21 protein-coding genes are annotated in these 25,018 nt (G+C 63.8%); 10 read left to right on the plus strand and 11 right to left on the minus strand.

All coding sequences use genetic code 11. From position 1 onward, the window contains the following. Positions 1-572: 572 nt before the first annotated feature. Positions 573-2,189 (plus strand): NAD(P)/FAD-dependent oxidoreductase, encoded by a 1,617-nt coding sequence (locus NX775_RS12915; protein ID WP_258836376.1) that lies wholly within the window; start codon positions 573-575, stop codon positions 2,187-2,189. Between the two features lie 53 nt (positions 2,190-2,242). After that, a complete protein-coding gene (locus NX775_RS12920) occupies positions 2,243-3,052 on the plus strand; it encodes an EamA family transporter (protein WP_258836761.1) in 810 nt (269 codons plus the stop codon). On the opposite strand, the gene corA is transcribed toward NX775_RS12920, so the two are convergent. From corA to glnA, 5 genes are all read right to left on the minus strand, one after another. After that, the gene (gene corA / locus NX775_RS12925) at positions 3,047-4,015 is read right to left on the minus strand and encodes a magnesium/cobalt transporter CorA (RefSeq protein WP_258836377.1); all 969 of its coding nucleotides are present in this window, start codon (positions 4,013-4,015) and stop codon (positions 3,047-3,049) included. The two genes, NX775_RS12920 and corA, sit on opposite strands and share 6 nt — an antisense overlap. Positions 4,016-4,085: 70 nt before the next feature. Then, positions 4,086-5,594: a nitrogen regulation protein NR(I) gene (ntrC, locus tag NX775_RS12930; RefSeq protein ID WP_183549398.1), complete on the minus strand. Its 1,509-nt coding sequence runs from the start codon at positions 5,592-5,594 to the stop codon at positions 4,086-4,088. Between the two features lie 65 nt (positions 5,595-5,659). Further along, the gene (gene glnL, locus NX775_RS12935) at positions 5,660-6,760 is read right to left on the minus strand and encodes a nitrogen regulation protein NR(II) (RefSeq protein WP_258836378.1); all 1,101 of its coding nucleotides are present in this window, start codon (positions 6,758-6,760) and stop codon (positions 5,660-5,662) included. After that, positions 6,757-7,272 carry a DUF4124 domain-containing protein gene (locus NX775_RS12940; protein WP_370660581.1) on the minus strand — a complete coding sequence of 172 codons (516 nt, stop codon included), beginning with the start codon at positions 7,270-7,272 and terminating at the stop codon, positions 6,757-6,759. Before NX775_RS12940 ends, glnL begins: the two co-directional genes overlap by 4 nt. A 196-nt stretch (positions 7,273-7,468) precedes the next feature. Further along, on the minus strand, positions 7,469-8,884 hold the full coding sequence (glnA, locus tag NX775_RS12945) for a type I glutamate--ammonia ligase (protein ID WP_258836380.1): 1,416 nt from the start codon (positions 8,882-8,884) through the stop codon (positions 7,469-7,471). A gap of 316 nt (positions 8,885-9,200) precedes the next feature. Between glnA and NX775_RS12950 the strand changes: the two genes are divergently transcribed. Further along, positions 9,201-9,656, plus strand: coding sequence for a rhodanese-like domain-containing protein (locus tag NX775_RS12950; RefSeq protein ID WP_258836381.1), 456 nt, complete (start codon positions 9,201-9,203; stop codon positions 9,654-9,656). 1 nt (position 9,657) lies between these two features. On the opposite strand, the gene NX775_RS12955 is transcribed toward NX775_RS12950, so the two are convergent. From NX775_RS12955 to NX775_RS12970, 4 genes are all read right to left on the minus strand, one after another. Next, positions 9,658-11,619 carry a CocE/NonD family hydrolase gene (locus NX775_RS12955; protein WP_258836382.1) on the minus strand — a complete coding sequence of 654 codons (1,962 nt, stop codon included), beginning with the start codon at positions 11,617-11,619 and terminating at the stop codon, positions 9,658-9,660. Between the two features lie 71 nt (positions 11,620-11,690). After that, complete coding sequence (locus tag NX775_RS12960) at positions 11,691-13,094, minus strand: TAXI family TRAP transporter solute-binding subunit (RefSeq protein WP_258836762.1); 1,404 nt, start codon at positions 13,092-13,094, stop codon at positions 11,691-11,693. Next, positions 13,091-16,417 carry a transglycosylase domain-containing protein gene (locus NX775_RS12965; protein WP_258836383.1) on the minus strand — a complete coding sequence of 1,109 codons (3,327 nt, stop codon included), beginning with the start codon at positions 16,415-16,417 and terminating at the stop codon, positions 13,091-13,093. Before NX775_RS12965 ends, NX775_RS12960 begins: the two co-directional genes overlap by 4 nt. Before the next feature lie 372 nt (positions 16,418-16,789). After that, positions 16,790-17,668, minus strand: coding sequence for an EI24 domain-containing protein (locus NX775_RS12970; protein WP_307732205.1), 879 nt, complete (start codon positions 17,666-17,668; stop codon positions 16,790-16,792). Between the two features lie 141 nt (positions 17,669-17,809). Between NX775_RS12970 and NX775_RS12975 the strand changes: the two genes are divergently transcribed. Further along, positions 17,810-18,166: an FKBP-type peptidyl-prolyl cis-trans isomerase gene (locus tag NX775_RS12975; RefSeq protein WP_183549381.1), complete on the plus strand. Its 357-nt coding sequence runs from the start codon at positions 17,810-17,812 to the stop codon at positions 18,164-18,166. A gap of 182 nt (positions 18,167-18,348) precedes the next feature. Continuing rightward, positions 18,349-18,603, plus strand: a complete 255-nt coding sequence (locus tag NX775_RS12980; protein WP_183549378.1) for an acyl-CoA-binding protein — start codon at positions 18,349-18,351, stop codon at positions 18,601-18,603. A 17-nt stretch (positions 18,604-18,620) separates the two neighbouring features. Here the strand turns inward: NX775_RS12980 and NX775_RS12985 are convergent, their stop codons facing one another. Then, the gene (locus tag NX775_RS12985; protein WP_258836384.1) at positions 18,621-18,899 is read right to left on the minus strand and encodes a polyhydroxyalkanoic acid system family protein; all 279 of its coding nucleotides are present in this window, start codon (positions 18,897-18,899) and stop codon (positions 18,621-18,623) included. Between the two features lie 177 nt (positions 18,900-19,076). On the opposite strand from NX775_RS12985, the gene NX775_RS12990 reads away from it, so the two are divergent. The 4 genes from NX775_RS12990 to NX775_RS13005 all read left to right on the plus strand — a co-directional run bounded on the left by NX775_RS12990 (position 19,077) and on the right by NX775_RS13005 (position 23,760). Next, complete coding sequence (locus NX775_RS12990) at positions 19,077-20,468, plus strand: gluzincin family metallopeptidase (RefSeq protein ID WP_258836385.1); 1,392 nt, start codon at positions 19,077-19,079, stop codon at positions 20,466-20,468. Between the two features lie 267 nt (positions 20,469-20,735). Beyond that, on the plus strand, positions 20,736-21,059 hold the full coding sequence (gene fdxA, locus NX775_RS12995; RefSeq protein WP_183549368.1) for a ferredoxin FdxA: 324 nt from the start codon (positions 20,736-20,738) through the stop codon (positions 21,057-21,059). A gap of 120 nt (positions 21,060-21,179) precedes the next feature. After that, positions 21,180-22,277, plus strand: a complete 1,098-nt coding sequence (locus tag NX775_RS13000; RefSeq protein WP_258836386.1) for an NAD(P)/FAD-dependent oxidoreductase — start codon at positions 21,180-21,182, stop codon at positions 22,275-22,277. Positions 22,278-22,524: 247 nt separating this feature from the next. Then, the gene (locus NX775_RS13005) at positions 22,525-23,760 is read left to right on the plus strand and encodes a polyhydroxyalkanoate depolymerase (protein ID WP_258836387.1); all 1,236 of its coding nucleotides are present in this window, start codon (positions 22,525-22,527) and stop codon (positions 23,758-23,760) included. A gap of 63 nt (positions 23,761-23,823) precedes the next feature. On the opposite strand, the gene NX775_RS13010 is transcribed toward NX775_RS13005, so the two are convergent. After that, positions 23,824-24,168 carry an RcnB family protein gene (locus NX775_RS13010; RefSeq protein ID WP_258836388.1) on the minus strand — a complete coding sequence of 115 codons (345 nt, stop codon included), beginning with the start codon at positions 24,166-24,168 and terminating at the stop codon, positions 23,824-23,826. Between the two features lie 172 nt (positions 24,169-24,340). Here NX775_RS13010 and rsxB point away from each other — a divergent pair, with 172 nt between their 5' ends. Further along, the gene (gene rsxB, locus NX775_RS13015; RefSeq protein ID WP_183549352.1) at positions 24,341-25,018 is read left to right on the plus strand and encodes an electron transport complex subunit RsxB; all 678 of its coding nucleotides are present in this window, start codon (positions 24,341-24,343) and stop codon (positions 25,016-25,018) included.

The raw sequence follows: 25,018 nt of genomic DNA on the forward strand, positions 1-25,018 counted from the left end.
TTTCTCTTTTTATCGGACCGCTCGTGGCGGTCCTGTTCCTGGTCGCACCAGCACCCATCGCGGTAACGCCCTTCCCTGTACACCCTGCATCGCCGCGCAGGTACGTCCATGCCATTTTTTCCTCGTAAAGGAAATGAACGCTCATCTACGTTCATGCATACCGCATTGTGGCGTCAACAACTTTTTGTGCATATGCGTATGCATTTCGTTATTTTCATCTGCACAATGTTGTCGGTTCGAGACAGCGCGCAGGCTTGGTGCAGCCATTCACCAAAACAGCTCGCGGGACTCCCTGCTGCAGTGCACTTTTCAGGCACATATGCGGCACAATTTTTCGCTCATTACAGCGCTCGAACGTTGCGACAGTTCCACAAAATTCGTTGTAAGTCGGCACATGTCACGTGCTACCAAGCTGTCTGGAAGTGAGAATCTCGAAAGATCACACATACTCTGTATTTACATTTTTTAAACTGTTTGTTTTTTTATGATGCATACCGGCTGGCACGTGTCGGGCGGGGTAAAATATCGGCTTTTGCCGCTCTCATTTTGTTGCCTCACTAGCAACCACTCCCATGCTGCGTATTAACGAACTCAAACTCCCCCTGAACCATCCGGACGCCGCCCTGCGCGACGCCATCCTGGCCCGCCTCGGCATTCTTGATGCCGACCTGCTCGACTTTGCCGTCTACAAGCGCAGCTACGACGCGCGCAAGAAATCCGCCATCGTCCTGATCTACTCGATCGACGCAACCGTTGCCGACGACAAGGCCGTGCTGGCAAAGCTGCGCGACCCGCACGTCATGCCAGCCCCCGACGTCGAGTACAAGTTCGTCAACGCCGCCAAACCCGCGCCAGGCACACCGCGTCCGGTGGTCGTCGGCACCGGTCCGTGCGGGCTGTTCGTCGCGCTGATCCTGGCGCAGATGGGCCTGAATCCGATCGTGCTCGAGCGCGGCAAGGTGGTGCGCGAGCGCACCGTCGACACCTTCGGCTTCTGGCGCAAGCGCAAGCTCGATACCGAGTCGAACGTGCAGTTCGGCGAAGGCGGCGCCGGCACATTCTCGGACGGCAAGCTCTACAGCCAGATCAAGGACAGCAACCACCACGGCCGCAAGGTGCTCACCGAGTTCGTCAAGTTCGGCGCGCCCGAAGAGATCATGTACGTCAGCAAGCCGCACATCGGCACCTTCCGCCTGGTCAAGATGGTCGAGCAGATGCGTGCCGAGATCATCAATCTGGGCGGCGAAATGCGCTTCGATACGCGCATGCAGGATGTGCTGATCGAAGAAACCGGCGGCGTGCGCCAGGTAGTCGGCGTGCGCCTGGCCAGCGGTGAGGAAATCCCCACCCGTCACCTGACGATCGCCATCGGCCACAGCGCGCGCGACACCTTCGAGATGCTGTACGAACGCGGCGTGTACATCGAAGCCAAGCCGTTCTCGATCGGCTTCCGGGTCGAACACCCGCAGTCGCTGATCGACGTCTGCCGCTTCGGCCCGAACGCCGGCAACAAGCTGCTGGGCGCGGCCGACTACAAGATCGTGCACCACGCGTCCAACGGCCGCTCGGTCTACAGCTTCTGCATGTGCCCGGGCGGCACGGTGGTGGCCGCGTCGAGCGAAGAAGGCCGCGTCGTCACCAACGGCATGAGCCAATATTCGCGCAACGAGCGCAATGCCAACAGCGCCATCGTGGTCGGCATCACGCCCGAGGATTTCCCGGGCCACCCGCTGGCCGGCATCGCGTTCCAGCGCGAGCTCGAATCGCGCGCATTCGTGCTGGGCGGCTCCACCTACGACGCACCGGGCCAGTTGATGGGCGACTTCGTGGCAGGCCGGCCATCCACGTCCCTCGGTTCGGTCACGCCATCGTTCCTGCCGGCAGTGCACCTGACCGACCTGGCCACGTCGCTGCCCGACTACGCCATCGTCGCGATGCGCGAAGCGTTCGTCGCCTTCGACAAGCAGATCAAGGGCTACTACAAGGAAGACGCCGTGCTGACCGGCGTGGAAACGCGCACCTCGTCGCCGATCCGCATCCGGCGCAACAACGACGACCTGCAAAGCCTGAACACGCGCGGCCTGTTCCCGGCAGGCGAAGGCGCTGGCTACGCGGGTGGCATCATGTCGGCGGCCGTCGACGGCATCCGCGTGGCCGAGGCAGTGGCGCTGGCCATGGCGCCACGTTGAACGCGGCGGGCCGGCATGCGGCGTGGGGCCCGGGTCTGGCGATCCTGGCCTCGATGGTGTCGGTCAACGCGGGCGCGGCCTGGGCCAAGGGATTGTTTCCGGCCGTGGGCAGCGAAGGCGTCACCGCGCTGCGGGTGGGCCTGGCGGCGCTGATCCTGCTAGCCATCGTGCGGCCATGGCGCTTTGGCCGTCCGGCGCGCGCCGATGTGGGCAACCTGCTCGTGTACGGCCTGATGCTGGGCGCCATGAACCTGTGCATCTACCGCGCGTTCGAGCGCATCCCGCTCGGGATTGCGGTGGCAATCGAGGTCACGGGGCCGCTGGCGGTCGTGGTCCTGTCATCGCGCCATGCGCGCGATTTTGTGTGGGTGATCTGCGCGGGATTCGGCCTGTGGCTGCTGCTGCCGGTGGCCGGCGCGACGCAGCTCGACCCGGCCGGCATCGCGTATGCGCTGGCGGCCGCGTTCTGCTGGGCGATGTACATCGTGTTCGGCAAGCGCGTCTCGACCCTGAACAGTGGCCAGGCCGTGGCCTGGGGCTTGCTGGCGGCGAGCGTGTTCGCGGTGCCGTTCGGCGTGGCGCATGCGGGCATGGCGCTGTTCACGCCGGCCATGCTGGCGGGCGGCGTGGCGGTGGCGCTGCTGTCGTCCGCCCTGCCCTATTCGCTCGAGATGATGGCGCTGCGGCGCCTGCCGCAGCGGGTGTTCGGCATCCTGGTCAGCAGCGGGCCTGCCATCGCGGCGCTGGCCGGCTTCATCTGGCTGGGAGAGCGCCTGACCAGCCTGCAGTGGCTGGCGATCGTACTGGTCATCGTGGCCTCCGGCGGCGCAGCCGCCACGGCCGGCAAGCGCCAGCCCCTATAACCACCCCACCCGCTTGAACTTGCGATACAGGTAGCCGCACACGCACACCATCGTCAGCATCGCGAACGGGTAACCATACTTCCATTTCAGCTCGGGCATGAATTCGAAGTTCATGCCCCATACACCGGCGAACGCCGTAAACACCGCGAAGATCGCCGCGTACGACGCCAGCTTCTTGCTCACTTCGTTTTCTTCGATCGCCACCATCGACAGCGTCACCTGGATCGCGGTATTGATCGTGTCGCGCACGGCGTCCAGTCGGCCGGCGATGCGGTGCAGGTGGTCGTGCACGTCACGGAAGTATTCCTGGGTCTCGTCCACCACGGCCGGCACGCGCCCGCCGTACAGGCGCCCCAGCGCATCCATCAGCGGCACCACGGCGTGGCGCAGCGTCTGGGCCTTGCGCTTCAGGTCGTACAGGCGCTCGACATTGTCGCGCTGCTTGCCCTGCATGGAAAAGATATGGTCTTCGATCGATTCGAGCTCGGATTCGAGCGTGTCGACCACGGGGAAATAACGGTCGACGACGGCGTCGACCAGCGCGTACAGCACGAAGCCCGCGCCTTTTCTGAGCTGGTGCGGCTCGCGCTCGGCGCGCGCGCGCACGCCGAGAAAACCCTGATTGGCATCGCGCCGCACCGACAGCACGTAATTGGGGCCGGCGAAGACGGACAACTGACCAACACACATTTCATCGCCCGCCAGTTCGACGATCTGCACGACGACGAACAGCGAGTCGCCATATTCTTCGAGCTTGGGCCTTTGGTGACCGCGCAGCGCGTCTTCCACCGCCAGTTCGTGCAGGCCGAATTCTTCCTGCATCAGGGCGATGTCGGCAGGGTCCGGGTCGCGCAGTGCAACCCAGACAAAGGTGTCCTCCAGCTTGATGTATTCGCTGATATCCTCGACCGGGATATCGGATAGCTTTTTGCCTTCCTGGTAGGCGACGCAATTGATCAGCATTGAGTAGAAAATGAAACGGGCGCAGCGCGCCGATGCAGGACTTTACACCAACGCCCTGCCATCTAAAAGCTTACTCTTCGCGCGCGCCGTCGATCCCCAGTTCCACGATCTTGCGCGTGATGGTGTTGCGCCCGATCCCGAGCCGCATGGCCGCATCGTTCTTGCGCCCATGCGTGTGCTTGAGCGCCGTGCGGATCAGCGCCGATTCGAACTGGCGGCCCAGGATATCCATCACGTCCATCTGCCCTGCGCTGAGCATGCCGGCCGCCTGCAGTTCGAGCAGCCCCAGCCAGCCTTCGGGCGACTGCGCGCCGGCTGTCTGCAACACGACGCCACCGCCGGATGCCATTGGCTGCGCACCGGCGCTGACGATGCCGTCGGACAGCGGCACCACGTTCGGCACGCTGCTCCCTGTCAGCGGCGCCGAGCCCTGGGTCAGGTCGCGCGGCAGGTCCTTGACTTCCACGGTCTGGCCCGGGGCCATCACGGTGATCCAGTTGCACAGGTTTTCCAGCTGGCGCACATTGCCCGGCAGCTCGAGACCCGACAGGAAGCGCATTGCCTGCTCGCTCATGCGCTTGGGTTCCACCCCCAATTGGTGCGCACTTTGCACCAGGAAGTGGCGCGTAAGAACAGGAATGTCTTCGTTGCGTTCGCGCAGCGACGGCAGGCGCAGGCGGATCACGTTCAGGCGGTGGTACAAGTCTTCGCGGAACAAGCCGTCGCGCACGCGCTGCTCGAGGTTCTGGTGGGTGGCGGCAATCACGCGCACATTGGCCTTGACCGGCTGGTGGCCGCCCACGCGATAAAAGTGACCATCGGACAGCACGCGCAGCAAACGCGTCTGCAGGTCGAACGGCATGTCGCCGATTTCGTCGAGAAACAGCGTGCCGTCTTCGGCCTGCTCGAAGCGGCCGCGCCGCATCGCCTGCGCGCCGGTGAACGCGCCGCGCTCGTGGCCGAACAGCTCGGATTCGAGCAGGTCCTTCGGGATCGCTGCCGTGTTGAGCGCGATGAACGGCTGCTGCGCGCGCGGGCTGTGCTTGTGCAGCGCGCGCGCCACCAGTTCCTTGCCCGTACCCGATTCGCCCGTGATCAGCACCGTGACATTCGACTGCGACAGGCGGCCGATGGCGCGAAACACTTCCTGCATCGCCGGCGCGTGGCCGAGGATCTCGGGGGTTTCGGCCGGTGGGGCTTCGACGCTCGCTTCGCGCAAACTCTCCTCTAACGCGCGCCGGATCAGCGATACGGCCTTGTCGATATCGAATGGCTTGGCCAGGTAATCAAAGGCGCCGCCCTGGAACGAAGACACCGCCGAATCGAGGTCCGAGAACGCGGTGATGATGATGACCGGCAGGCCCGGATGGCGTTCCTTGACGGCTTGCAGCAGATCGATGCCGGATTCGCCCGGCATGCGGATGTCCGACACCAGCACTTGCGGCGTGTCGGTTTCAAAGGCGGTCATGGCTTCGCGCGCATTGGCGAAGCTGCGGGTCTCCAGACTTTCGCGTGCCAGGGCTTTTTCAAGGACCCAGCGAATCGATGCGTCGTCGTCGACAATCCAGATTGGTTTCATGGTTTCGTGCTTCCCGCAACATGGATTCAATAAAGGACTGGCCGGTGCGGTCCGCTATATCCCGCTTATGGCAGGGGCAGCAGGATCCTGAAATCCGTCAGTCCAGGCCGGCTTTCGCACTCGATCACACCCAGGTGTTGCTGCACAAACGTTTGCGCCAGCGTCAGCCCGAGGCCACTCCCGCCGTCACGCCCGGATACGAGCGGATAGAAAATGCGGTCGCGGATATCGGGCGCGATGCCCGGTCCATTGTCAATGATATGCAAGTCTAATGCCAGCCCGTAGCGGACCTTGGCCAGCGTGACCTGGCGCGCCACGCGGGTGCGTAAAACGATCTCGGCGTCGCCCTGCGCAATGCGCCCGGCGACGGCCTGCGCGGCGTTGTGGGCGATGTTCAGCACCACCTGGATCAGCTGCTCCATATCGCCGCGAAACTCGGGAATCGATGCATCGTAATCGCGCCTGATTGAGAGCCCCTGCGGGAATTCGGCCAGGATCAGGCTGCGCACGCGCTCGCACACTTCGTGGATATTGACGTCGCCGACGATGTGCGGCTTGCGGTGCGGCGCCAGCAGGCGGTCGACCAGCGTTTGCAGGCGGTCCGCTTCCTTGATGATCACCTGCGTGTATTCCTGCAGCTCCAGCAAATGGTGCGGCGGCAGCTCGAGTTCGAGCAATTGCGCCGCGCCGCGGATGCCGCCCAGCGGGTTCTTGATCTCGTGCGCCAGGTTGCGGATCAGTTCCTTGTTGGCTTGGCTCTGGTCCATCAGGCGCTCTTCGCGGTCGAGCTTTAACTGCTGGACGTTCTCGCGCAGCTCGATCAGTGCCGTGCCATCACCCAGCGCGCTGACGATGCTGTTCACGTGCAGCGGTTCGCGCCCGCTCCTTTGCAGCGTCAGGTCCTGGCGCAGATCGGCGTATTGGTGCACCAGCGCCTGCGTGATCAACACGCCAATCTCGACGCCATTGGTAAACAGCTCAGGCAGGCGATGGCGCTGCAACGACTTGAACGACAGCTCCATCAGGTTTTCGGCGGCGGCATTGGCATACACCACCTCGCCATCGGGCCCGGTCATCATCACGGCCGAGGCCAGCAAGTCCAGGCCGGCATAACGGGCCGGGTTGCCCGGGTCGTACACGGGTGGGGCCATCGGAGGCAGGGTCATCTGATATTACCGATCTCGCGCCGGAGCGCTTCGATATTGCGTTCGCTGCGGTTGATTTCGTCGCGCATGGACGCCACGCGCTCCTGGTATTTGGCGTAGTTGCGCTCGTTGCCCTGGCGCTCCGGCTCGCCGTTGTTGAAGACGCGCTTGAGGTCGGTGAGCTTGCGTTCTTCCATGCGCAGTTCATCGCCCAGAATCTCGCGCCGGTCGTCGTCGCGGGCGCGCTGCAGCACGTTGTCCACGCGCGGGAAGTTCGACTGGGCCGCGCTCGGCGCCGCCGTCGGGGCGGAATTCGACGCGGATGACCCGCCCCCACCACCCGCCGAGCGCGGTGCCGGAATCGGGGCCGAGGCTGCCGGCGGCGCGCTGTAGCCGGTGTCGATCAGCTGGCACTTGCCGACCTTGGTGTCGGTGTACAGCGGCCGGCCATTGGCATCGGTACAACGGTAGATTTGCGCGTGCGCACTGGCGCACAGCAGCACTGAGGCAAACACGGCGGTAAAAACGGCCACACTGGCCTGAAACACACTATTTGTCATTCCCATCCCGGTTGGTCGCAAGGGCACGCTATTGTAGATGCGCCCGACTATACCCCAAGGAATATAAACCCCAAGCAACAAAAAACGCGGGGAAAGCATGGCTTTCCCCGCGTTTGTTCTACCCGCCAGGCTGGCGCGATGCATATCCGCGCCAGCCTGGATAGACCGATTACGACGAGTAGTACATGTCGAATTCGGCTGGGTGCGGGGTCATGCGCATGCGCTGGACTTCCTGCATCTTCAGTTCGATGTAGGCATCGATCATGCTGTCGCTGAACACGCCGCCACGGGTCAGGAACTCGCGGTCTTCGTTCAGTGCGTCCAGTGCTTCTTCCAGCGATGCGCACACCGTCGGGATCAGCTTGTCTTCTTCAGGCGGCAGATGGTACAGGTCTTTCGTTGCCGCTTCGCCCGGGTGGATCTTGTTCTGGATACCATCCAGACCGGCCATCATCAGTGCAGCGAAGCACAGGTAGACGTTGGCCAGTGGATCCGGGAAACGCGTCTCGATGCGACGGCCTTTCGGGTTCGCCACGTGCGGGATGCGGATCGAGGCCGAACGGTTACGGGCCGAATACGCCAGCTTGACCGGGGCTTCGAAGCCTGGCACCAGGCGCTTGTACGAGTTGGTGCCTGGATTGGTGATCGCGTTCAGGGCGCGGGCGTGCTTGATGATGCCGCCGATGTAGAACAGCGCCGTGTCCGACAGACCTGCATAGCCGTCGCCTGCGAACAGGTTCTTGCCGTCTTTCCAGATCGACTGGTGCACGTGCATGCCCGAACCGTTATCGCCAGCCATTGGCTTTGGCATGAAGGTCGCGGTCTTGCCGTAGCTGTGGGCCACGTTCCAGATCACGTATTTCATGTTCTGGGTCCAGTCGGCGCGCTCGATCAGCGTCGAGAACTTGGTGCCGATTTCATTCTGGCCGGCGCCGGCGACTTCGTGGTGGTGCACTTCGACCGGGATGCCCATCGATTCGAGGATCAGGCACATTTCCGAGCGCATGTCCTGGAACGAGTCGACTGGTGGCACTGGGAAATAGCCGCCCTTCACGCCTGGACGGTGACCGCTGTTACCGCCTTCGAATTCCTTGTCGGTCGACCACGATGCTTCTTCGGAATCGATCTTGACGAAGCAACCCGACATGTCCAGCTTCCAGCGCACGGCGTCGAAGATGAAGAACTCTGGCTCTGGGCCGAAGTAGGCGGTGTCGCCGATGCCCGACGATTTCAGGTAGGCTTCAGCGCGCTTGGCGATCGAGCGCGGATCGCGGTCGTAGCCTTTGCCGTCCGATGGCTCGACGACGTCGCACTGCATGAACAGCGTGGTCTCTTCCATGAACGGGTCGATATTGGCGGTGTTTGCATCCGGGATCAGGAGCATGTCCGACGCTTCAATACCTTTCCAGCCGGCGATCGACGAACCGTCGAAGGCGTGGCCGGATTCGAATTTGTCCAGGTCGAAGTGCGACACCGGGACCGTGACGTGTTGTTCCTTGCCGCGGGTATCGGCGAAGCGTAAATCAACGAATTTGACTTCGTTGTCTTTGACCATTTGCATTACATCTGCGGCGGACTTTGCCATTCGGAATCTCCTAATTGAAAAAAGGATGTCAGTCTATGCGAACCGACAACTTGCATCATGATGAAGCACGAAATGTGCCAACTGGATGTCAACGACGATGCCAACTTCAGTGCATGAGGCTATGCGCAAATCGTTCTTGGGCAATGGGTTAGTTTACCCATAAAATCGCCTCGACCGGGGTGTATGGCAAGATTTACCTGGACGGCGATTTGCACCACGAGTGAGCAATTCTACGTGCTTGCACCAATTCAGCGCATTCGACTGCGCTCCAGGATGGTGCATTGACGATGACAAATGATGAATGGAGCAACCTGACATGACCAAAGAACAGATTCTCACGGCGGCGCGCCAGCGTGGCGCTGACCAGCCCTATGCTGGTGCAGTCACGCCTCAGGAAGCGTTCGACCTGCTCCAGAGCGGCCCGGACGTCAAGCTGGTCGATGTGCGCACCAACGCCGAACGCGACTGGGTGGGGCGCGTCGCGATCGGCCAGGCGCAGCATCTGGCGGTGCAGTGGGCCACCTACCCGGGTGGCGCGCCCAATCCCGACTTCGGCGCCCAGCTCGAACAGGTAGCCGGCAAGGACGACGTGCTGCTGTTCCTGTGCCGCTCGGGCGTGCGCTCGCGCCACAGCGCGCGTGTGGCGACCGAGCTGGGCTATGCAAACGCCTTCGACATCCTGGAAGGGTTCGAAGGCGATCGCGACGGCGAAGGCCACCGCAAGACGATCGGCGGCTGGTGCACGGCCGGCTTGCCGTGGGTCGGCGCCTGACCTAGTTGGCGCTACCCGGGTTCGGCAGCACCATCAGCTCCAGCCCGGAGGCCGTTCCTGGCGCGTGGTACAGGCGCTGGGTCGCCTTCTTGAAGTCGCCGGGCTTGGCGTCGGGAATGCGCATGAACGTTTGCGGATTCAGATCGATCAGCGGGAACCACGAACTCTGCACCTGCACCATGATCCGGTGACCGCGCCGGAAGGTGTGGTTCACCTGGCCCAGTTCGTACTTGATTGGCTCGACCTTGCCCGGCACGAACGGTTCGGGCTTTTCATAGCTGTTGCGGAACTTGCCGCGCAGCGGATTGCCACGCACCAGTTGCTGGAAGCCACCCAGACTCACCGCGGGCGGGCCGACATCGCCGCCCCGCTCCCCTGCCGGGGTCGGGAAGCTGGCCGGGTAGACGTCGATCAGCTTGACGACCCAGTCGGCGTCGGTCCCGCTTGTTGACACGAACAGCTTGGGCCTGACCGGCCCGGCAACCGTCACATCCTCTTCCAGCACGGCGCTCTGGTACACCAGCACGTCGGGCCGGGTGGCGGCAAAGCGCTGGTCCGACACCATGTATTCGCGCGGTACACCCAGCGCCGGGTAGCCGATGTACGGCACCGGGCGCGCCGGGTCGGCCACGTATTCATCGAAGCCGGCGCCCGTGGTCGCGGCCGGCTGCTGCCAGCGCAGCGCGCCATTGGCGCCGAAGTACAGCGTGCGCGCCTTTGCCGGTTTCGGTGGCCAGGCGTCGTACTGGCGCCAGACATTCGAGCCCGTCTCGAACACGGTCACCGGCGCCAGCGTCTTGCCCGGCTTGACGCCCTTCAGGTGCTGCTCGAAGAACGGGAACTGGACCTCGCGCCGGAACCATTCGCTTGTTTTCGCGTCGAACTTGACGTGGCCAAGCCGGGCGCCATCGCCGCGCGCCCAGCCGCCGTGCACCCACGGGCCCACCACGAGGGCATGGTTGCCGCCCTTGTTCTGCGCTTCCAGCGCGCGGTGCACGATGAACGGGCCGGCGGCGTCTTCCGCATCGAACCAGCCGCCCACCGTCAGCACGGCCGCCTTGACGTTCTTGATGTGCGGGCCGATGGCGCGCTCTTTCCAGAAGCTGTCATACGTGTCGTGCTCGATGTTCGGCATGAACAGCTCGCGCTGCGTGTCGGTCATGGTCGCGGCGATATTCGCCAGCGTGCGGTGCTTCAGAAAATAATCGTAGCCGTCGGCCACGCCGTAATCGAATTCGCTGCCGGTTTTCGGCAGCGGGGTCGGATTCGGCGCTGCCGTGAAGGCCGCATAAAAGTCGAAGTTGGCAGCCAGCTTGAACGCGCCGCCGTGGTACGAATCGTCGCCCATATACAGGTCGGCAATCGGCGCCTGGGGCGAGGCCGCCTTGATCGCCGGATGCGAATCGATGACGCTGGCAGCGGCGTAGAAGCCCGGGTAGCTGATGCCCCAGATGCCGACCTTGCCGTTGTTGTTCGGGATGTTCTTGAGTAGCCAGGCCACCGTGTCGTACATATCGTCGCTCTCGCGGCCCTCCCCCTTGGCCGGCGTCGCCTTGCCGTGCGGCGTCATTTCCTGCCAGACGCCTTCGGACATATAGCGACCGCGCACATCCTGGCTCACGAAGATGTAGCCCGCTTCCTCGAATTCGCGCGACGGCCCCAGCGACTCGGGCAGCCAGTCCACGCCGTAGCGCAGCTCACCTTCGGCGCGCACGCCGGCGCTGTACGGGGTGCGCTGCATCAGGAACGGGTAGCTGCGCGTGCTGTCCTTCGGCACGTAGACGACCGTGAACAACTGCACGCCGTCACGCATCGGGATCCGGTACTCATACTTGGTATAGGCTTCGCGCGTCGGGCGCTTGCTGTCTTTGGCGCTGTCCGCGGCAATTGCAGCAGACGGGATGGTCAGGCCAGCGGCAATGCAGAAGCCGAAAACAAGGGCGGGAAGCGTGCGGCGGATCATGACGGCCTTCGAAGAGATGACTGGGGACGCCAGTGTAATGGGATTCCCCGGTCAATTCCAAAAAGACATGCTCAGGCCAACGGCTGCGCTGTCTGCTCTTCGTGCACGCCGCGCACCCGCTCGCGCACCAGGTGAATATGGCTGCGCAGGCGATACAGCTCGTCCGCATAGGCGAGCGGCACCGAAATGTGATTGACGCGGTCTTCCAGTCCATCCAGCCGGCCCAGCAACTCCTTGCGCACGGCCTCGGTGGCATCGGCCCCGCTCTCCTCCAGCGATTGCTCGATGGCGCGCAGTTCTCCGTACCAGCGGTACACGCGCGAGCGCACACGCCAGACGTAAATCGGCGGCACGATCTTGGACAGCGGAATCAACAGCGCCGTCAGCGCCACCACCACGACCCACAGCCGCTCGGCCAGGTTGGCCAGCCAGAACCGCATATAGCGCTGCATGAACGGCGGGCCGTCGCGGTAATAGCGCGCCGCTTCGGGTGCCACCGGTATCTCGGTGTACTTCGGCGACGGGAACTGGCCCTGCTGCTGGAACCAGCCGGCGCCGCCGTGGATCTCGGTCGCCGCCTTGACCAGCAGGCCCACCAGCGCCGGATGGATTTCCTCACGCGCGACGAGCGTGGCGGTCGGCGCGATCAGGTGGTAATCCTGGTTCGGGATATTGCGCCCCAGGTCGACGATCCCGCGCGGCAGCACCACGTGCGTCAAAAATGGCAGGCGCCGCGTATAGGCCTCGGCCTGTGAAAAATCGAACAGGCGAATACCCGGCGTTTGCAGCAGCATCTGGATCAGCGGCGCCTCGGGCGCCGAGCTGAACACGAGGCCGTCGATGCGCCCGGCCAGCAATTCGACCGTGGCCGGCGTGTTGGCGAGGTCGCTGATCGTCAATGCGCCCGGCACGATATTGTTGGCGTCGAGCAACTGGCGCACCAGGCGCGGCACGCCCGTACCTTCCGGCCCCAGATTGATGCGCTTGCCACGCAGATCGGGCAGGCGCGTGACCTTCGCTTCGTCGCGCACGAACAGCCACACCGGTTCGGTAAACAGGCTGCCCAGCGAGACCAGGCCGCGCCGCTCGACGCTGTCGGCGTTGCCAACCTTGTCGTCGGTCGAGCCGCTTTGGACGAACGCGACGTCGGCCTGCCCGGCCAGCAATTTTTGCAGATTGTCCTGCGAGCCGAGCGTGCTCTGCAGCGTGACCTTGATATCGTCACGCGCCAGCACGCTGGCGTATTGCTTGCCAAATTGTTCGTAGGCGGAATTTTCCTGGCCCGTGGCCAGCCGGAGCGTGCGTGGCGGCGCCGGATCGACCCACCAGTAGGCGAGCACGACGGCCGCCGCGACCATCAGGATCGTCGGGCCGGTGGCCACCACCAGGTCGCGCAGCGAGACGATGCTGAAGTTCTGCAGGCGGGCGCGCAGCCCCTTGACCGGCGCGCCCGGAAGATCCTGCCCTGGCCTCAACGCACGCACTGCCGCGGCGCGGCGGCGACGGCCTGGCCGGGCACGGGCGCCGGCGCGGCTGGCGGCTCGATCATCGGCATCAGGCTCGGCGCCAGCGTGACGAGCAGCTGCACCGGCAGCGCGCTGGTGAAGTCATAGTTCTCGGACTGCGGCCCGTGCACATACGCCGTCATGCTGCCGTAGAAGCGTTCACCGATGTTGAACACGAACGTCGCCGAGCGGTTCACGTAGCGCGACTCGATCAGGCGGCCGCCACGGGCATACACATCGAAGCGCTGGTCGCCGGTACCGGTCTTGCCGCCCACGGCGATGATGCTGCCGTCCGATTGCGCGAAGGCGGTCTTGACGCGCTTGGCGGTACCGTCCGAGACGACGCCCTGGATGGCGTCGGCCACGGCGCGCGCGACTTCGGGCGCCAGCACTTGTTCCTTGCCGCCGCCCTTGTTACGGCGCACGAGCGTTTCGTACGGCGTGGCCTTGGCAAAGTGCAGCGAATCGATGCGCTCGATCGGTTTGCGCACGCCGCCATTGACGATGATGCCCATCATCTCGGCCAGCGCGGCCGGCCGGTCAGCCGAAGCGCCCAGCGTGGTCGCGTACGACGGCACGAGCGAGTCGAACGGGTAGCCCATCTTCTTCCACTGTGCGTGGATCTTCAGGAACGCTTCCACTTCGAGCAGGCCAGCGATGCGGTTGTCCTGTGCGTGCTTGCGGTGCGTCTTGAACAGCCATTGGTAGACTTCCTGGCGCTCCTTGACGCTGGCGGCCGTCACTTCGGACCAGGTCGCTTTTGGATGCGTGCGCAGATAGCTCACCAGCCACAGTTCGAGCGGGTGCACCGACGCCACGTAGCCGCGGTCGGCCAGCGACATATTGCGGACATCGTAGGTCTCGTACAGTTTCGGGATGCGGTCGGGATCGATCTCGTTGCTGGCCGGGACCGAGGCATCGATGAACGCACCAAACTGCGCCAGCGTGGCATTCGGCACCACGGTGCGGTGGGCCGCAGCGAGCTTGGAGGCCAGCGGGCGCACGCCGGAGAACAGCAGCGTCTCGACTTCTTGCGGCGTCTTGCCCTTGTACTTGTTCCAGAACTTGGCCATGAAGACCTTGCCTTCGTTGTCGGCAAAGCGCGCCAGATAGGCGGCGCGGCGCGGATCGTCAGCGTCGGCCAGCAGTTGCGCGGACGAACCCGGCAACTGGAACATGTAGTAGCGCACGACGTCGCGCATCATGCGCACGAACACGAGGTTGGTCGAGCTGCGCAGCGCCTGGTTCACGTCCATGATGCGGCTGTCGTCGAGCTTGCTGAAGTTGCCGAACGTGTGCACGCCGCCGCCGGTAAAGAAGCGCTCGCCCGGGTTGGCCGAGTACTTGCGCGCCATGGCGGCGTCGAGCATCGGCTTGAGGCTGCGGTCGGCGCCGTCAGGCAATGTGCGGAAGTAGTCGAGGCCCCACTGCGACATGCGGTCTTTCGCATCGACTTCGACGCCCATCAGGCCGATCTTGTCCATCGCGCCAAAGCGCTTGTGCAGCTGGTCGACGATGTCGAGGTACGTCACCAGCGTGCGCAGCTTGGCCGTTGAACCCAGGTCGAGCTTGGCACCTTCGTTGATGTCCAGTGGCTGGTCGTAGTTGTCGGTCTGCACGCGCAGGTAGTTGACGTGCTCGCCGCGCTCCATCAGCGTGAAGCTGTAGACCACTTGCGCCGGGTCGCCGTTGCCGAGCATGCCCTTGCCGGTCAGGCCGGCTTCTTTCGCGTGTTCGGCGTCGGACAGCTTGCGCAGCGCAGTCGTGACGGCTTGCTGGGCATTGCCATCAAGGGTCGAGACCACCGACAGATCGAGGCGGTCGACGTTGTACAGACGCGCGTCGCCGATCAGGTAACCCACGTGATTGCGCACCGCATTGGCTGCCTTGCGCGAGACGAACGCGTCCGCCGGTGGTGGCGCCACGCCGGTGTGCAGCGCCGGTTTCAGGTTGGCGCTCAGGGCCGCGTCGCGCAGTTGCGGCGAAATCACGCCCTGCTGCGTCAGCACGCGCAGGTGGCTGTTGGTCAGGGTTTCCAGGTCGCTCTCGCCGGCGCCCAGGTAATACGCCGGGCGGCGCTGGGCGATCATCAGCGACAGCGCCTCCTTGTAGGCCATCACGGCTTCCGGACTCGTCATCGGGCCCTTGAGCATCGCGTTGACCTTGGCGAAATCGCGGCCGTACCAGACCCACATGCCGTCGCCGATCCCGTTGACTTCGCCGTAACCCGGCTTGGCCGACAGCGGCACCGTGTTCAGGTAGTCGAGCACGACCTGGCGGCGCGAGCCCGTGGTGTCTTCGCCGTCCTGGTAGGCGCGCAGCGTGGCCGAGGCCATCTGGATGATCTTGTCGGTCAGCGAGCCGGTGCGGCCCTCGGCCGAGTGCCGGTATTTTTCGATCTGCGTGGCCAGCGTGCTGCCGCCGGCCACGCGGCCGTCGCCGCCCAGGCCGACACTGGCCAGCGTCTTGTCGAACACGGCTTTGGAGAAGCGGTCCCATTCGACGGCCGGATTGCGGCGCGGGTGGCTCGCGTCGAGCAGTTCGCGGTTTTCGATGAACAGCAGGCTTTGCACCAGCAGCGACGGCGCGGCGTCGAATTTATCGTAGTAGCGCTCGGGGAAGCGCGACGTGAACAGGGGCTGGGCGCGGCAATCGAGGATCTCGAGGCCGACCTTGGTTTTCTCGTGGTAGGTGGCGTACAGGCCGAGATCGGCCATCTTGACCATCTGCGGCGAGATACGCGCCTGCGACGCGATCGCGTAATCGCGCGTCTGCAGGCGTTCGAGGTATTTCGGCAGGCCGGCGTAACCGAGGCGGGTGTCGTACGGGCTGGCGGCCGGGAAACGGATCGAATCGCTCGGGCCATTGGCCATGCGGAACGTGAGTTCGCTCGCCATGTCGGCGAAGATTTTCGACTGCAGGCGCGAGGTGCGGGTTTCCATCACGGCCCAGGCGGCGGCCGCCGCGACCAGCAGCAAGCCGATCAGGGCGAGCCAGAGCTTCCAGCGGCGCTTGCGCGGCGCTGGCGGCGATCCATCCGGCCCGCCGGACGGGTCGCCCGGCCCGCCGCCGCCATGACCGTTGTCGGCCAGGTGCGGGAAGGCATCGTGCAGGGGAACGTCACCCGCCGAATCCGGCATGGACGGGGACGCAGACGCCCCCGACGCTGCAGCACCGGCTGCGGCGACGACTGGCGCAGCAACTGCGCCGTCCATGGTCGGTTCGCTCCGCGAGGTGGCGGCGCGCTTGCCGAATACATTGTTTGGTCGCACGAGGCGACGAATACTTTCCATGATGGCTTAACCGGTCCGAATCAAAACGCTTGCAACCCCCGCCAACCTGCTCGCCATCTATTGCTGCCGGTCCGTTCGAGTGATTGTGGTGTCTGTTAGTTCACAAATTTCAGCAGTGCAATCCCACTCCAGATTGCCCCGTCCATAGGTAATATTCCACCACATCAATAAGATAGACGCGAGATACCGTTTAACAAATCGGCCTATACCGGAATATTTTCGCAAAAAAACAACGGGTTGGTTAAATAGCATGACCGCAAGCGATGCCCGTGCGTCACGACTGTTGGCAGCAACGCATCAAGCGCCGTATGCACGGTCGACGCTGGCAGTTAACGCGCCCGACACGGTGCCGGTGCACCGCGCACCACTGATTTAAATGGACGCGCCAGCGCCGGGATGTGCTGAAAGCTGCTGCGCACGCAGCTCCACCAGTGCCTGCAGGCAGTAGTACTGGAACCAGAGCCCGGCAAACAAAAACAGCATGATGTACAGCCACAGCGACACGAGCGCCAGCACCGGGAACAGCACGACCGAGATCACCGCCCCGCCCATCCAGGCAATCCCGGGCAGCGCGCCGGCCAGGCCCGAAACCAGGCCGATCGTCAGCAGCGCCGGACGGCAGGTGCGCATCAGCACCTGGCGCTCGGCCCCGCTGGCGTGCGCGGCCAGCGCGTCGTAGCTCATCACCCGCGACGTGACCCAGGCCCACAGCCCGGCCTGCACCAGCCAGGCCAGCGGCGGTATGGCATACAACGGCAGCGTGAAGAGCCACAGCAGCGCGAACACGGCCGTACTACCGACGTTGATGGCCAGGCTGCCGACGAACGAGCCGCCCTCCTTTTTCTCGAGCGCAGGGAAGTGACGGCCGCTCACGTGGCGCTCGATGGCCGGCATCGCGACGATGCCCATGAACAGCAGGCTCGAGGCAATCATCAGGGGGAGCAGCAAGGCAATCGCCAGCAGCGGCACGACCATCACCTTGAGCATGCCCAGGCCGACCATGCCCAGCATGCTGTTACTTGCATCGAAGCCGCCGTAGTCGGTAAACAGCCCGTGCAGCCAGTCGAGCAGCGGCTGCAGGCCCAGCCACATCGCCACGCCCCACAGCGAGAGCGACAGCAGCAGCGGGACCAGCGAGAGCAACAGCATGCGGCCACTGAACTGCGAGCGCAGCGCGCGCCGCCAGGCAAGCAGGACGCCCTTCATCGGGGCGGTCCTCGGAATCACGGTCGCGCTGTCGGCATGCGGCATGGCTACTCCAGATGGGATGGTCGAGAGCGCATTCTACGGGAGCGCGCCGGGCTGCAACGGGGCGCACGGCTGGCCCGGACAATGGCGGTTTCCCGACCCATGCACTACAATCGTCGTTCAATCTGAACAACAAGGAAGACCATGTCCACCATCACTACCGATTCTGGCCTGCAATACGAAGAACTCGTCACCGGCACCGGCGACGAAGCCAAGGCTGGCCAGCATGTCACCGTGCACTACACCGGCTGGCTGCGCAACGACGACGGCAGCCTCGGCGCCAAATTCGATTCGAGCAAAGACCGTGGCGATCCGTTCGAGTTCGCACTCGGCGCCGGCCAGGTCATCCGCGGCTGGGACGAAGGCGTGCAAGGCATGAAAATCGGCGGCTCGCGTCGCCTGACCATTCCTGCAGCCCTGGGCTATGGCGCGCGCGGCGCCGGCGGCGTCATTCCGCCAAACGCCACCCTGATCTTCGACGTCGACCTGCTGGCTGTCTAAGCCGCAGCATCGCTTCACTGCCATGCACCGCCTCTCGGGCGGCGTATGGCAGGTACTGCACCGCATTTGAAGTTCCCCTCTAAAGTACGGCCGAATCTTCGGGTCGTCCCTGTCTCCTGCGCTAAGATGCCTGCCGCCTTGTCCAAGCGACAAGACTGCAACCCACCATCACAGGAGTTTCCATGAGCGTCCAAGAACAATTCACCCAGGCCCAGCTCGATTCGAAGAATCTGTCGGAGCGTCCGGACAATATGACCTTGCTGAAGATCTATGCGCTGTACAAACAGGGTTCGAGCGGCGACGCGACCGGCGAGCGTCCGGGCATGACCGATTTCGTGGCACGCGCCAAGTTCGACGCCTGGGCCGGTCTGGCCGGCACGTCGCAAGAAGAAGCCCAGCAGCAATACATCGATCTGATCGAAGAGCTGAAAGGCTAATTCAACGAATCAATGTACTAGGCGGTGAAGGTCTTGCGCATCTTCTCCGCCACCTTGGCCTCGATGGCCGGCGCGAAGGCGCCCATCAAGAATCCCAGGTTGATCCGCATCGCCGCCTGCTGGTCTTCCAGCGTCAATGCCCCCTCCACGCCACTGCGCTCAAAGCGCAGCACGTCGCCATCCCACTGGCATGCCAGTCCATATTCGGTCGCAATACGCTGCGCCACTTGCTCGGCCGCCGTGCGCGCCGCAGCCGGGCTCAGGGTGTGTTGCTGGACGATGCTGATTTCCGCCATCGGGACATTCCTTCCTAAATATTGCGAACAATCCGCCATGATGCCAGTTGATGCGGTCGTATGCCAGAGTTCGCTAGAACTGATGCATTCGTGACGCCGCAATTGACGCGTCTCAAAGCGTGCCCGTCATGGCGGGCGACCATGAAAGCGAACGCCATCATGACGCGAGGAGCCTTCATGGATATGCATCTCCAGCAACCGCACGAAGCGCCGCTTGACCCCGACCCGCCCGTCGATGCCGAGCCGCTGCCGCACGCCTTCGGCGCCCGCGTGCTGATGTGGAAGCAAGACCCGTCGGTCGGCGCCATCGGCACCCGCACGGCGTATCTACCGGGCGCCGTGCTGGCCGGCCCGTGCGACGCCCGCATCGCGCCCGGCGTGCCCGGCATCGAGCAGGTCGAACCGAATGCCGCCGGCGACTTCGTCACCCAGGCCGACACGCCCCAGTTCGACGCCGTGCACACCTTTGCCGTCGTGCGCCAGACCCTGACCATGTATCAGCGTGTACTGGCTGCGGCCGGCGTTGCCATGCCGCTGCCATGGCAATGGAACAGCAGCATCGACAGCAGCCCGCTGCGCGTCTTCCCGCACGGCCTGCCCGACATCATGAACGCGTTCTACAGCCGCACCCAGGGCTGCCTGAAGTTTGGCGATTTCGTCCCCGCCGGTGGTGCCGGGCGGGTGTTCACCTGCCGCTCGTTCGATATCGTCTCGCACGAGACTGCCCACGCAATCCTCGACGGCATCAAGCCGCGCTGGCTGCAGGCCGACGCCCCGCCCCAGACGGGCGGCCTGCACGAATCGTTCGGCGACCTCACTGCCGTGTTCCTCGCCTTGTCGCAGTTCGACCAGTGCGAAGCCCTCGTCGCCCAGACCAAGGCCAATCTGCACGACACCTCCTTCCTGACCGACGTCGCCGAGCAGTTCGGGCTGGCGCTGGGCAACCGCAACGGCTTGCGCAATGCCGACAACGACCTGCGTCTGAGCCAGGTGGGCACCCAGGTGCACGCCATCTCCCAGGTGTTTACGGGCGCCGTGTACGACGTGCTGGCCGACCTGTTTGCCCATGAGCGCAACCCCGAGCGCGAAGACGACGCCGCCGTGCTGCACCGGGTGGCGGCCTACCTGGGCGGTGTGCTGCTGCGCGCGCTGATCGGCGCGCCCGACTCGGCCGCCACGTTCGCCGACGTCGTCAACGGCATGCTGGTGGTGGTCGCGGCCGATGGCAAGCCCGCTGCGTATGGCGGCTTCATCCGCAACCAGTTCAGCCGGCGCGAAGTGGTCGAGACCGGCGCAGCGCCAGCCGGCACAACCGAAGACGTGTACCTGCCCGGCGCGCCGCTGGCAGCCTGCGTGTGCGATGCCCCTGGCGCCCGGCAAGACCGGCACGCCTGCTGCGGCACCATGCAATTGCCCGAATACAAAGACGCCGCCTGCGTCGCCCCCCGCTGGCCGAGCCAACCCGACCATGCCGGTCCGCTCGGCCTCAACGTGTCTACACTCCCTGCACTGCCCACACTGCCCACATCCCCGGCCGACCTGGAAGCCGACGCGTCGCTGCGCGCATAAGCATGCGCATGAGCGTCAGCACACGCACCGCCATCGGCGGCGACGAATGGCAGAATCTGCTGGTACCCTTGCGCCAGGCTGGCTGACGCTGCACCCATGCGCGAACCGCACGCCCATGCGGTACCGCTCGTCATTTGCTTATGTCCATTGTGTATATAAGCGAGTTTGTGAGAAAACCCGAATTGCCCTAAAATACAGTGCTTTGTCTTGTCCGGCCGGCCCTCGTGCGCCCGGCAATGCGACACCCCACCAACTGATAGGACTGTTATGACCCACGTTGTCACCGAATCGTGCATCAGCTGTCGTTACACCGACTGCGTCGATGTATGCCCGGTAGATTGTTTCCGGGAAGGCCCGAATTTCCTCGCCATCGATCCCGACGAGTGCATCGATTGCGCCGTGTGCGTCGCCGAGTGCCCCGTGAATGCAATCTTTGCCGAAGAAGACGTGCCCGGCGATCAACAGCAGTTCATCAAGATCAATGCCGATCTGTCGCGCTTCTGGCCGTCGATTACCAAGACGAAGGCCGCCCTGCCAGAGGCCGACAAGTGGAAAGACGTCACGGACAAGCTCGACCAACTGGTTCGCTGATCGGGCGGTCAGGTCGCCGTCGCGCCGGCTGTTGTGCGCCGGCGCCGGTCGCGCGGGCGTTACGCGTGGCGGCTCCGGCCGCCCTCGCCTCACCATTCAAACATCACAGGATTTAAGCGCATGACTATCAGTGCCACCCACGAAGCGGGCAGCATCGCTCCCAACAGTTCGTTCGCCGGCGCCATCGAGACCGATGCCGTCATCATCGGCGCCGGTCCGGTCGGCCTGTTCCAGGTCTTCGAACTGGGCCTGCTCGAAATCAAGGCCCACGTCATCGATTCGCTGCCAGCAGTCGGCGGCCAGTGCGTGGAACTGTATCCGGACAAGCCGATCTATGACATTCCGGCCGTGCCGGTCTGCACCGGCCAGGAACTGACCGACAACCTGCTCAAGCAGATCGAGCCGTTCGAGCCAACGTTCCACCTGGGCCAGGAAGTCACCGGCGTGCAGCGCCGTGAAGACAACCGGTTCAATGTCGAGACGTCGACCGGTACCCAGTTCATCACCAAGACCATCTTCATCGCTGCCGGCGTCGGTTCGTTCCAGGCGCGCACGATCAAGGTCGACGCAATCGACAAGTTCGAAAACGAACAGCTGTTCTACCGTGTCAAGGATCCGGCACGTTTCGACGGCAAGAACATCGTCATCTGCGGCGGCGGCGACTCGGCACTCGACTGGGCGCTGAACTTCGTCGGCAAGGCAGAGTCCGTCGTGCTGGTGCACCGCCGTGACGACTTCCGCGCGGCCCCAAGCTCGGTGGCCAAGATGAAGGCGCTGTGCGACGAATACGAAATGCAGCTGATCACCGGCCAGGTCACCGGCTTCGATGAAAAAGACGGCAAGCTGACCGAAGTGAAGGTCACCGGCGCCGACGGCGTCACCCGCCGCGTTCCGCTGGACATGCTGCTGGTGTTCTTCGGCCTGTCGCCAAAACTGGGCCCGATCGCCGAGTGGGGCCTGGACATCGAGCGCAAGCAGCTGAAAGTGGTCGACACCGAGAAGTTCGAGACGAATGTCCCGGGCATCTTCGCCGTCGGCGACATCAACACCTATCCGGGCAAGAAAAAGCTGATCCTGTCGGGCTTCCACGAAGCGGCACTGGCTGCATTCGGCGCTGCACCCTACATCTTCCCGGACAAGAAGATCCACATGCAGTACACGACCACGTCGCCAAAGCTGCACAAGATCCTGGGCGTCGAGACGCCAGTCTTCGACTAAACAGCCGGTCACAGTCGTTCAGTAACATCGCAACGACAAGGTCCCGTTAAAACGCCCCGCATCGCGGGGCGTTTTGTTTTATGTGGGATGCCCAACGAAGCGCGCACGGGTAAATATGCTACAAGTGCAGCATGCTTCAGCATCGGGCCCGCTCAGGTTTCCACAAGCCAAAAGCAAATCCCCTATAATCGTTGAAGCTTCAACGCAAATCTTTTGCGGCGCGCGCAGTTAATAGAAGGATTTATTTATGCTTTACCAATTGCACGAAATGCAACGCTCCTTCCTGACCCCACTCATGCAGTGGGCTGAGGCGTCGTCGAAGATGTTTTCCAATCCCGTCTCACCATTTGCACACACCCCGTTTTCGCAGCGGATTGCCGCCGGATACGAGCTGATGTACCGCCTGGGCAAGGAATACCAGAAGCCGGCCTTCGGCTTGAAGACCACGACAATCAAGGGCGAAGAAGTTGGCATCGTCGAAGAGATCGTGCTCGAAAAGCCGTTCTGCAGCCTGCTGCACTTCAAGAAGGACTTGCCCGCCGCCGGCATCGCCGCCCTCGCCCAGCCGACCGTGCTGCTCGTCGCGCCGCTGTCCGGCCACCATGCCACGCTGCTGCGCGACACGGTCAAGGCGCTGCTGGTCGACCATGACGTGTTCATCACCGACTGGACCGACGCGCGCATGGTGCCGCTGTCCGACGGCCCGTTCCACCTCGACAATTACATCTTCTACATCCAGGACTTCATCCGTCACCTGGGCCCGGACGTGCACGTGATCTCCGTGTGCCAGCCGACCGTGCCGGTGCTGGCCGCGATCGCGCTGATGGCAAGCGAGAAAGACGCCAAGCTGCCCAAGACGATGACGATGATGGGCGGTCCGATCGATCCGCGCAAATCGCCCACCGCCGTCAATGACCTGGCCGTCGAAAAGCCGTTCTCGTGGTTCGAGAACACCGTGATCTATTCCGTGCCGGGCAATTACCCGGGCTTTGGCCGCAAGGTCTATCCGGGCTTTCTGCAGCACGCCGGCTTCATCGCGATGAACCCGGGCCGCCATGCCCAGAGCCACCGCGAGTTCTATCAGCACCTGGTGCAGGGCGACGACGATTCGGCCGAATCGCACCGCCAGTTCTACGATGAATACAACGCCGTGCTCGACATGCCGGCCGAATACTATCTGGACACGATCAAGACCGTGTTCCAGGATTTCAGCCTGCCGAAAGGCACGTGGAACGTCGGCGGCAATCTGGTGCGCCCGCAGGACATCAAAACGGTGGCATTGCTCACCGTCGAAGGCGAGCTGGACGATATTTCGGGCATCGGCCAGACCAGCGCTGCGCACGATCTGTGCAGTGGCGTGCCGGCCGAGAAAAAACAGGCGTTCGTCGTCGAGAAAGCCGGCCACTACGGTATCTTCTCGGGCCGCCGCTGGCGCGAGATCGTGTGTCCGAAGATTACACAATTCATCCGCGAGAACAAATAAGCGACCGCTGAATGAACAATGCCATGGCAAGCGCCATGGCATTTTTTTGCGCTCTAGATACGCTCAGCGCCCCAGCACCACCTGCTCGACCCGGCCGGTCGCGATGGCCACCAGCGCGAAGCTGCGATCGGCCTGCACCCACTGGTGCCCGCGTGGCGGCTTGGTCAAGCGCAGCTTGCGCCAGTCCTCGACCACGTACTGGACCGCCTGATAGCGTGCGGGCAGGCGCTCGCCACGGCGCAACTCGCCGCTGGATTCCACGCTGCGGTATAGCGACGGCAGCTCGAGCGCCACCTCGGTATGCTCGGGCGGCGCCGTGGCATGGCTGTCCTTGGTGTTGCGCGTGTGCAGGTTGTCGCCTGCAGAAAAAATGGCAGCAAACAGCAACGGGGCGATCAATTCGTTCATGTCAGTCCTCGTCGGTGGATCGGTTTATAGTACAGCAGGTTACGCCCAACACCTCTGTTCGATTGACCACGCACGTGATGCATCCGTTTCCACGCCATGCCGGCGCGCCGGGTTTCACCGCAGCGCCCGGCATTTTGGCGGATAATGTCGGCTTTACTAGATCCGCTACACCGTGACCAAAGCCCTCGCCGACCAGCTCGAAGACCTGCTGCCGCAGACCCAGTGCACCAAGTGCGGCTATCCCGCGTGCCGTCCGTATGCGGAAGCGATCGCCAGCGGCGAAGCCGACATCAACCAGTGCCCGCCCGGCGGCATGGAGGGCGTGCGCCGCCTGGCCGCCGCCACGGGCCGCGCCGTGATCCCGATCAATCCCGCCAATGGCATTGAGCGTCCGCGCCCGGTGGCCTTCATCGACGAGGCGCTGTGTATCGGCTGCACGCTGTGCATCCAGGCGTGTCCGGTCGATGCGATCCTGGGCGCGGCCAAGCAGATGCACACGATCCTGCCAAGCCTGTGCACCGGCTGCGACCTGTGCGTGGCGCCCTGCCCGGTCGATTGCATCGCGATGGTGCCGGTCACGGGCGAGCGCACCGGCTGGGATGCCTGGAGCCAGCCAGCGGCCGATGCGGCGCGCAGCCGCCACGACTTTCGCGAAGCGCGCCTGCGCCGCGAGCGCGACGAGAACGACGCGCGCCTGGCCGCCAAGGCCGTGCAAAAGATGCGTGAAGTCACGGCCGAAGCCACCAATACCCCCGAAGAGCTGGCGGAAAAAGAGCGCAAGCGCGCGATCATCGCCGCCGCCATGGAACGCGCGCGCCTGAAAGCCGCCGGCAACACCGACCCGACCTGA

Origin of the sequence: Massilia aurea, from assembly GCF_024753205.1 — a bacterium.
Taxonomy (GTDB): Bacteria; Pseudomonadota; Gammaproteobacteria; order Burkholderiales; family Burkholderiaceae_D; genus Telluria; species Telluria aurea.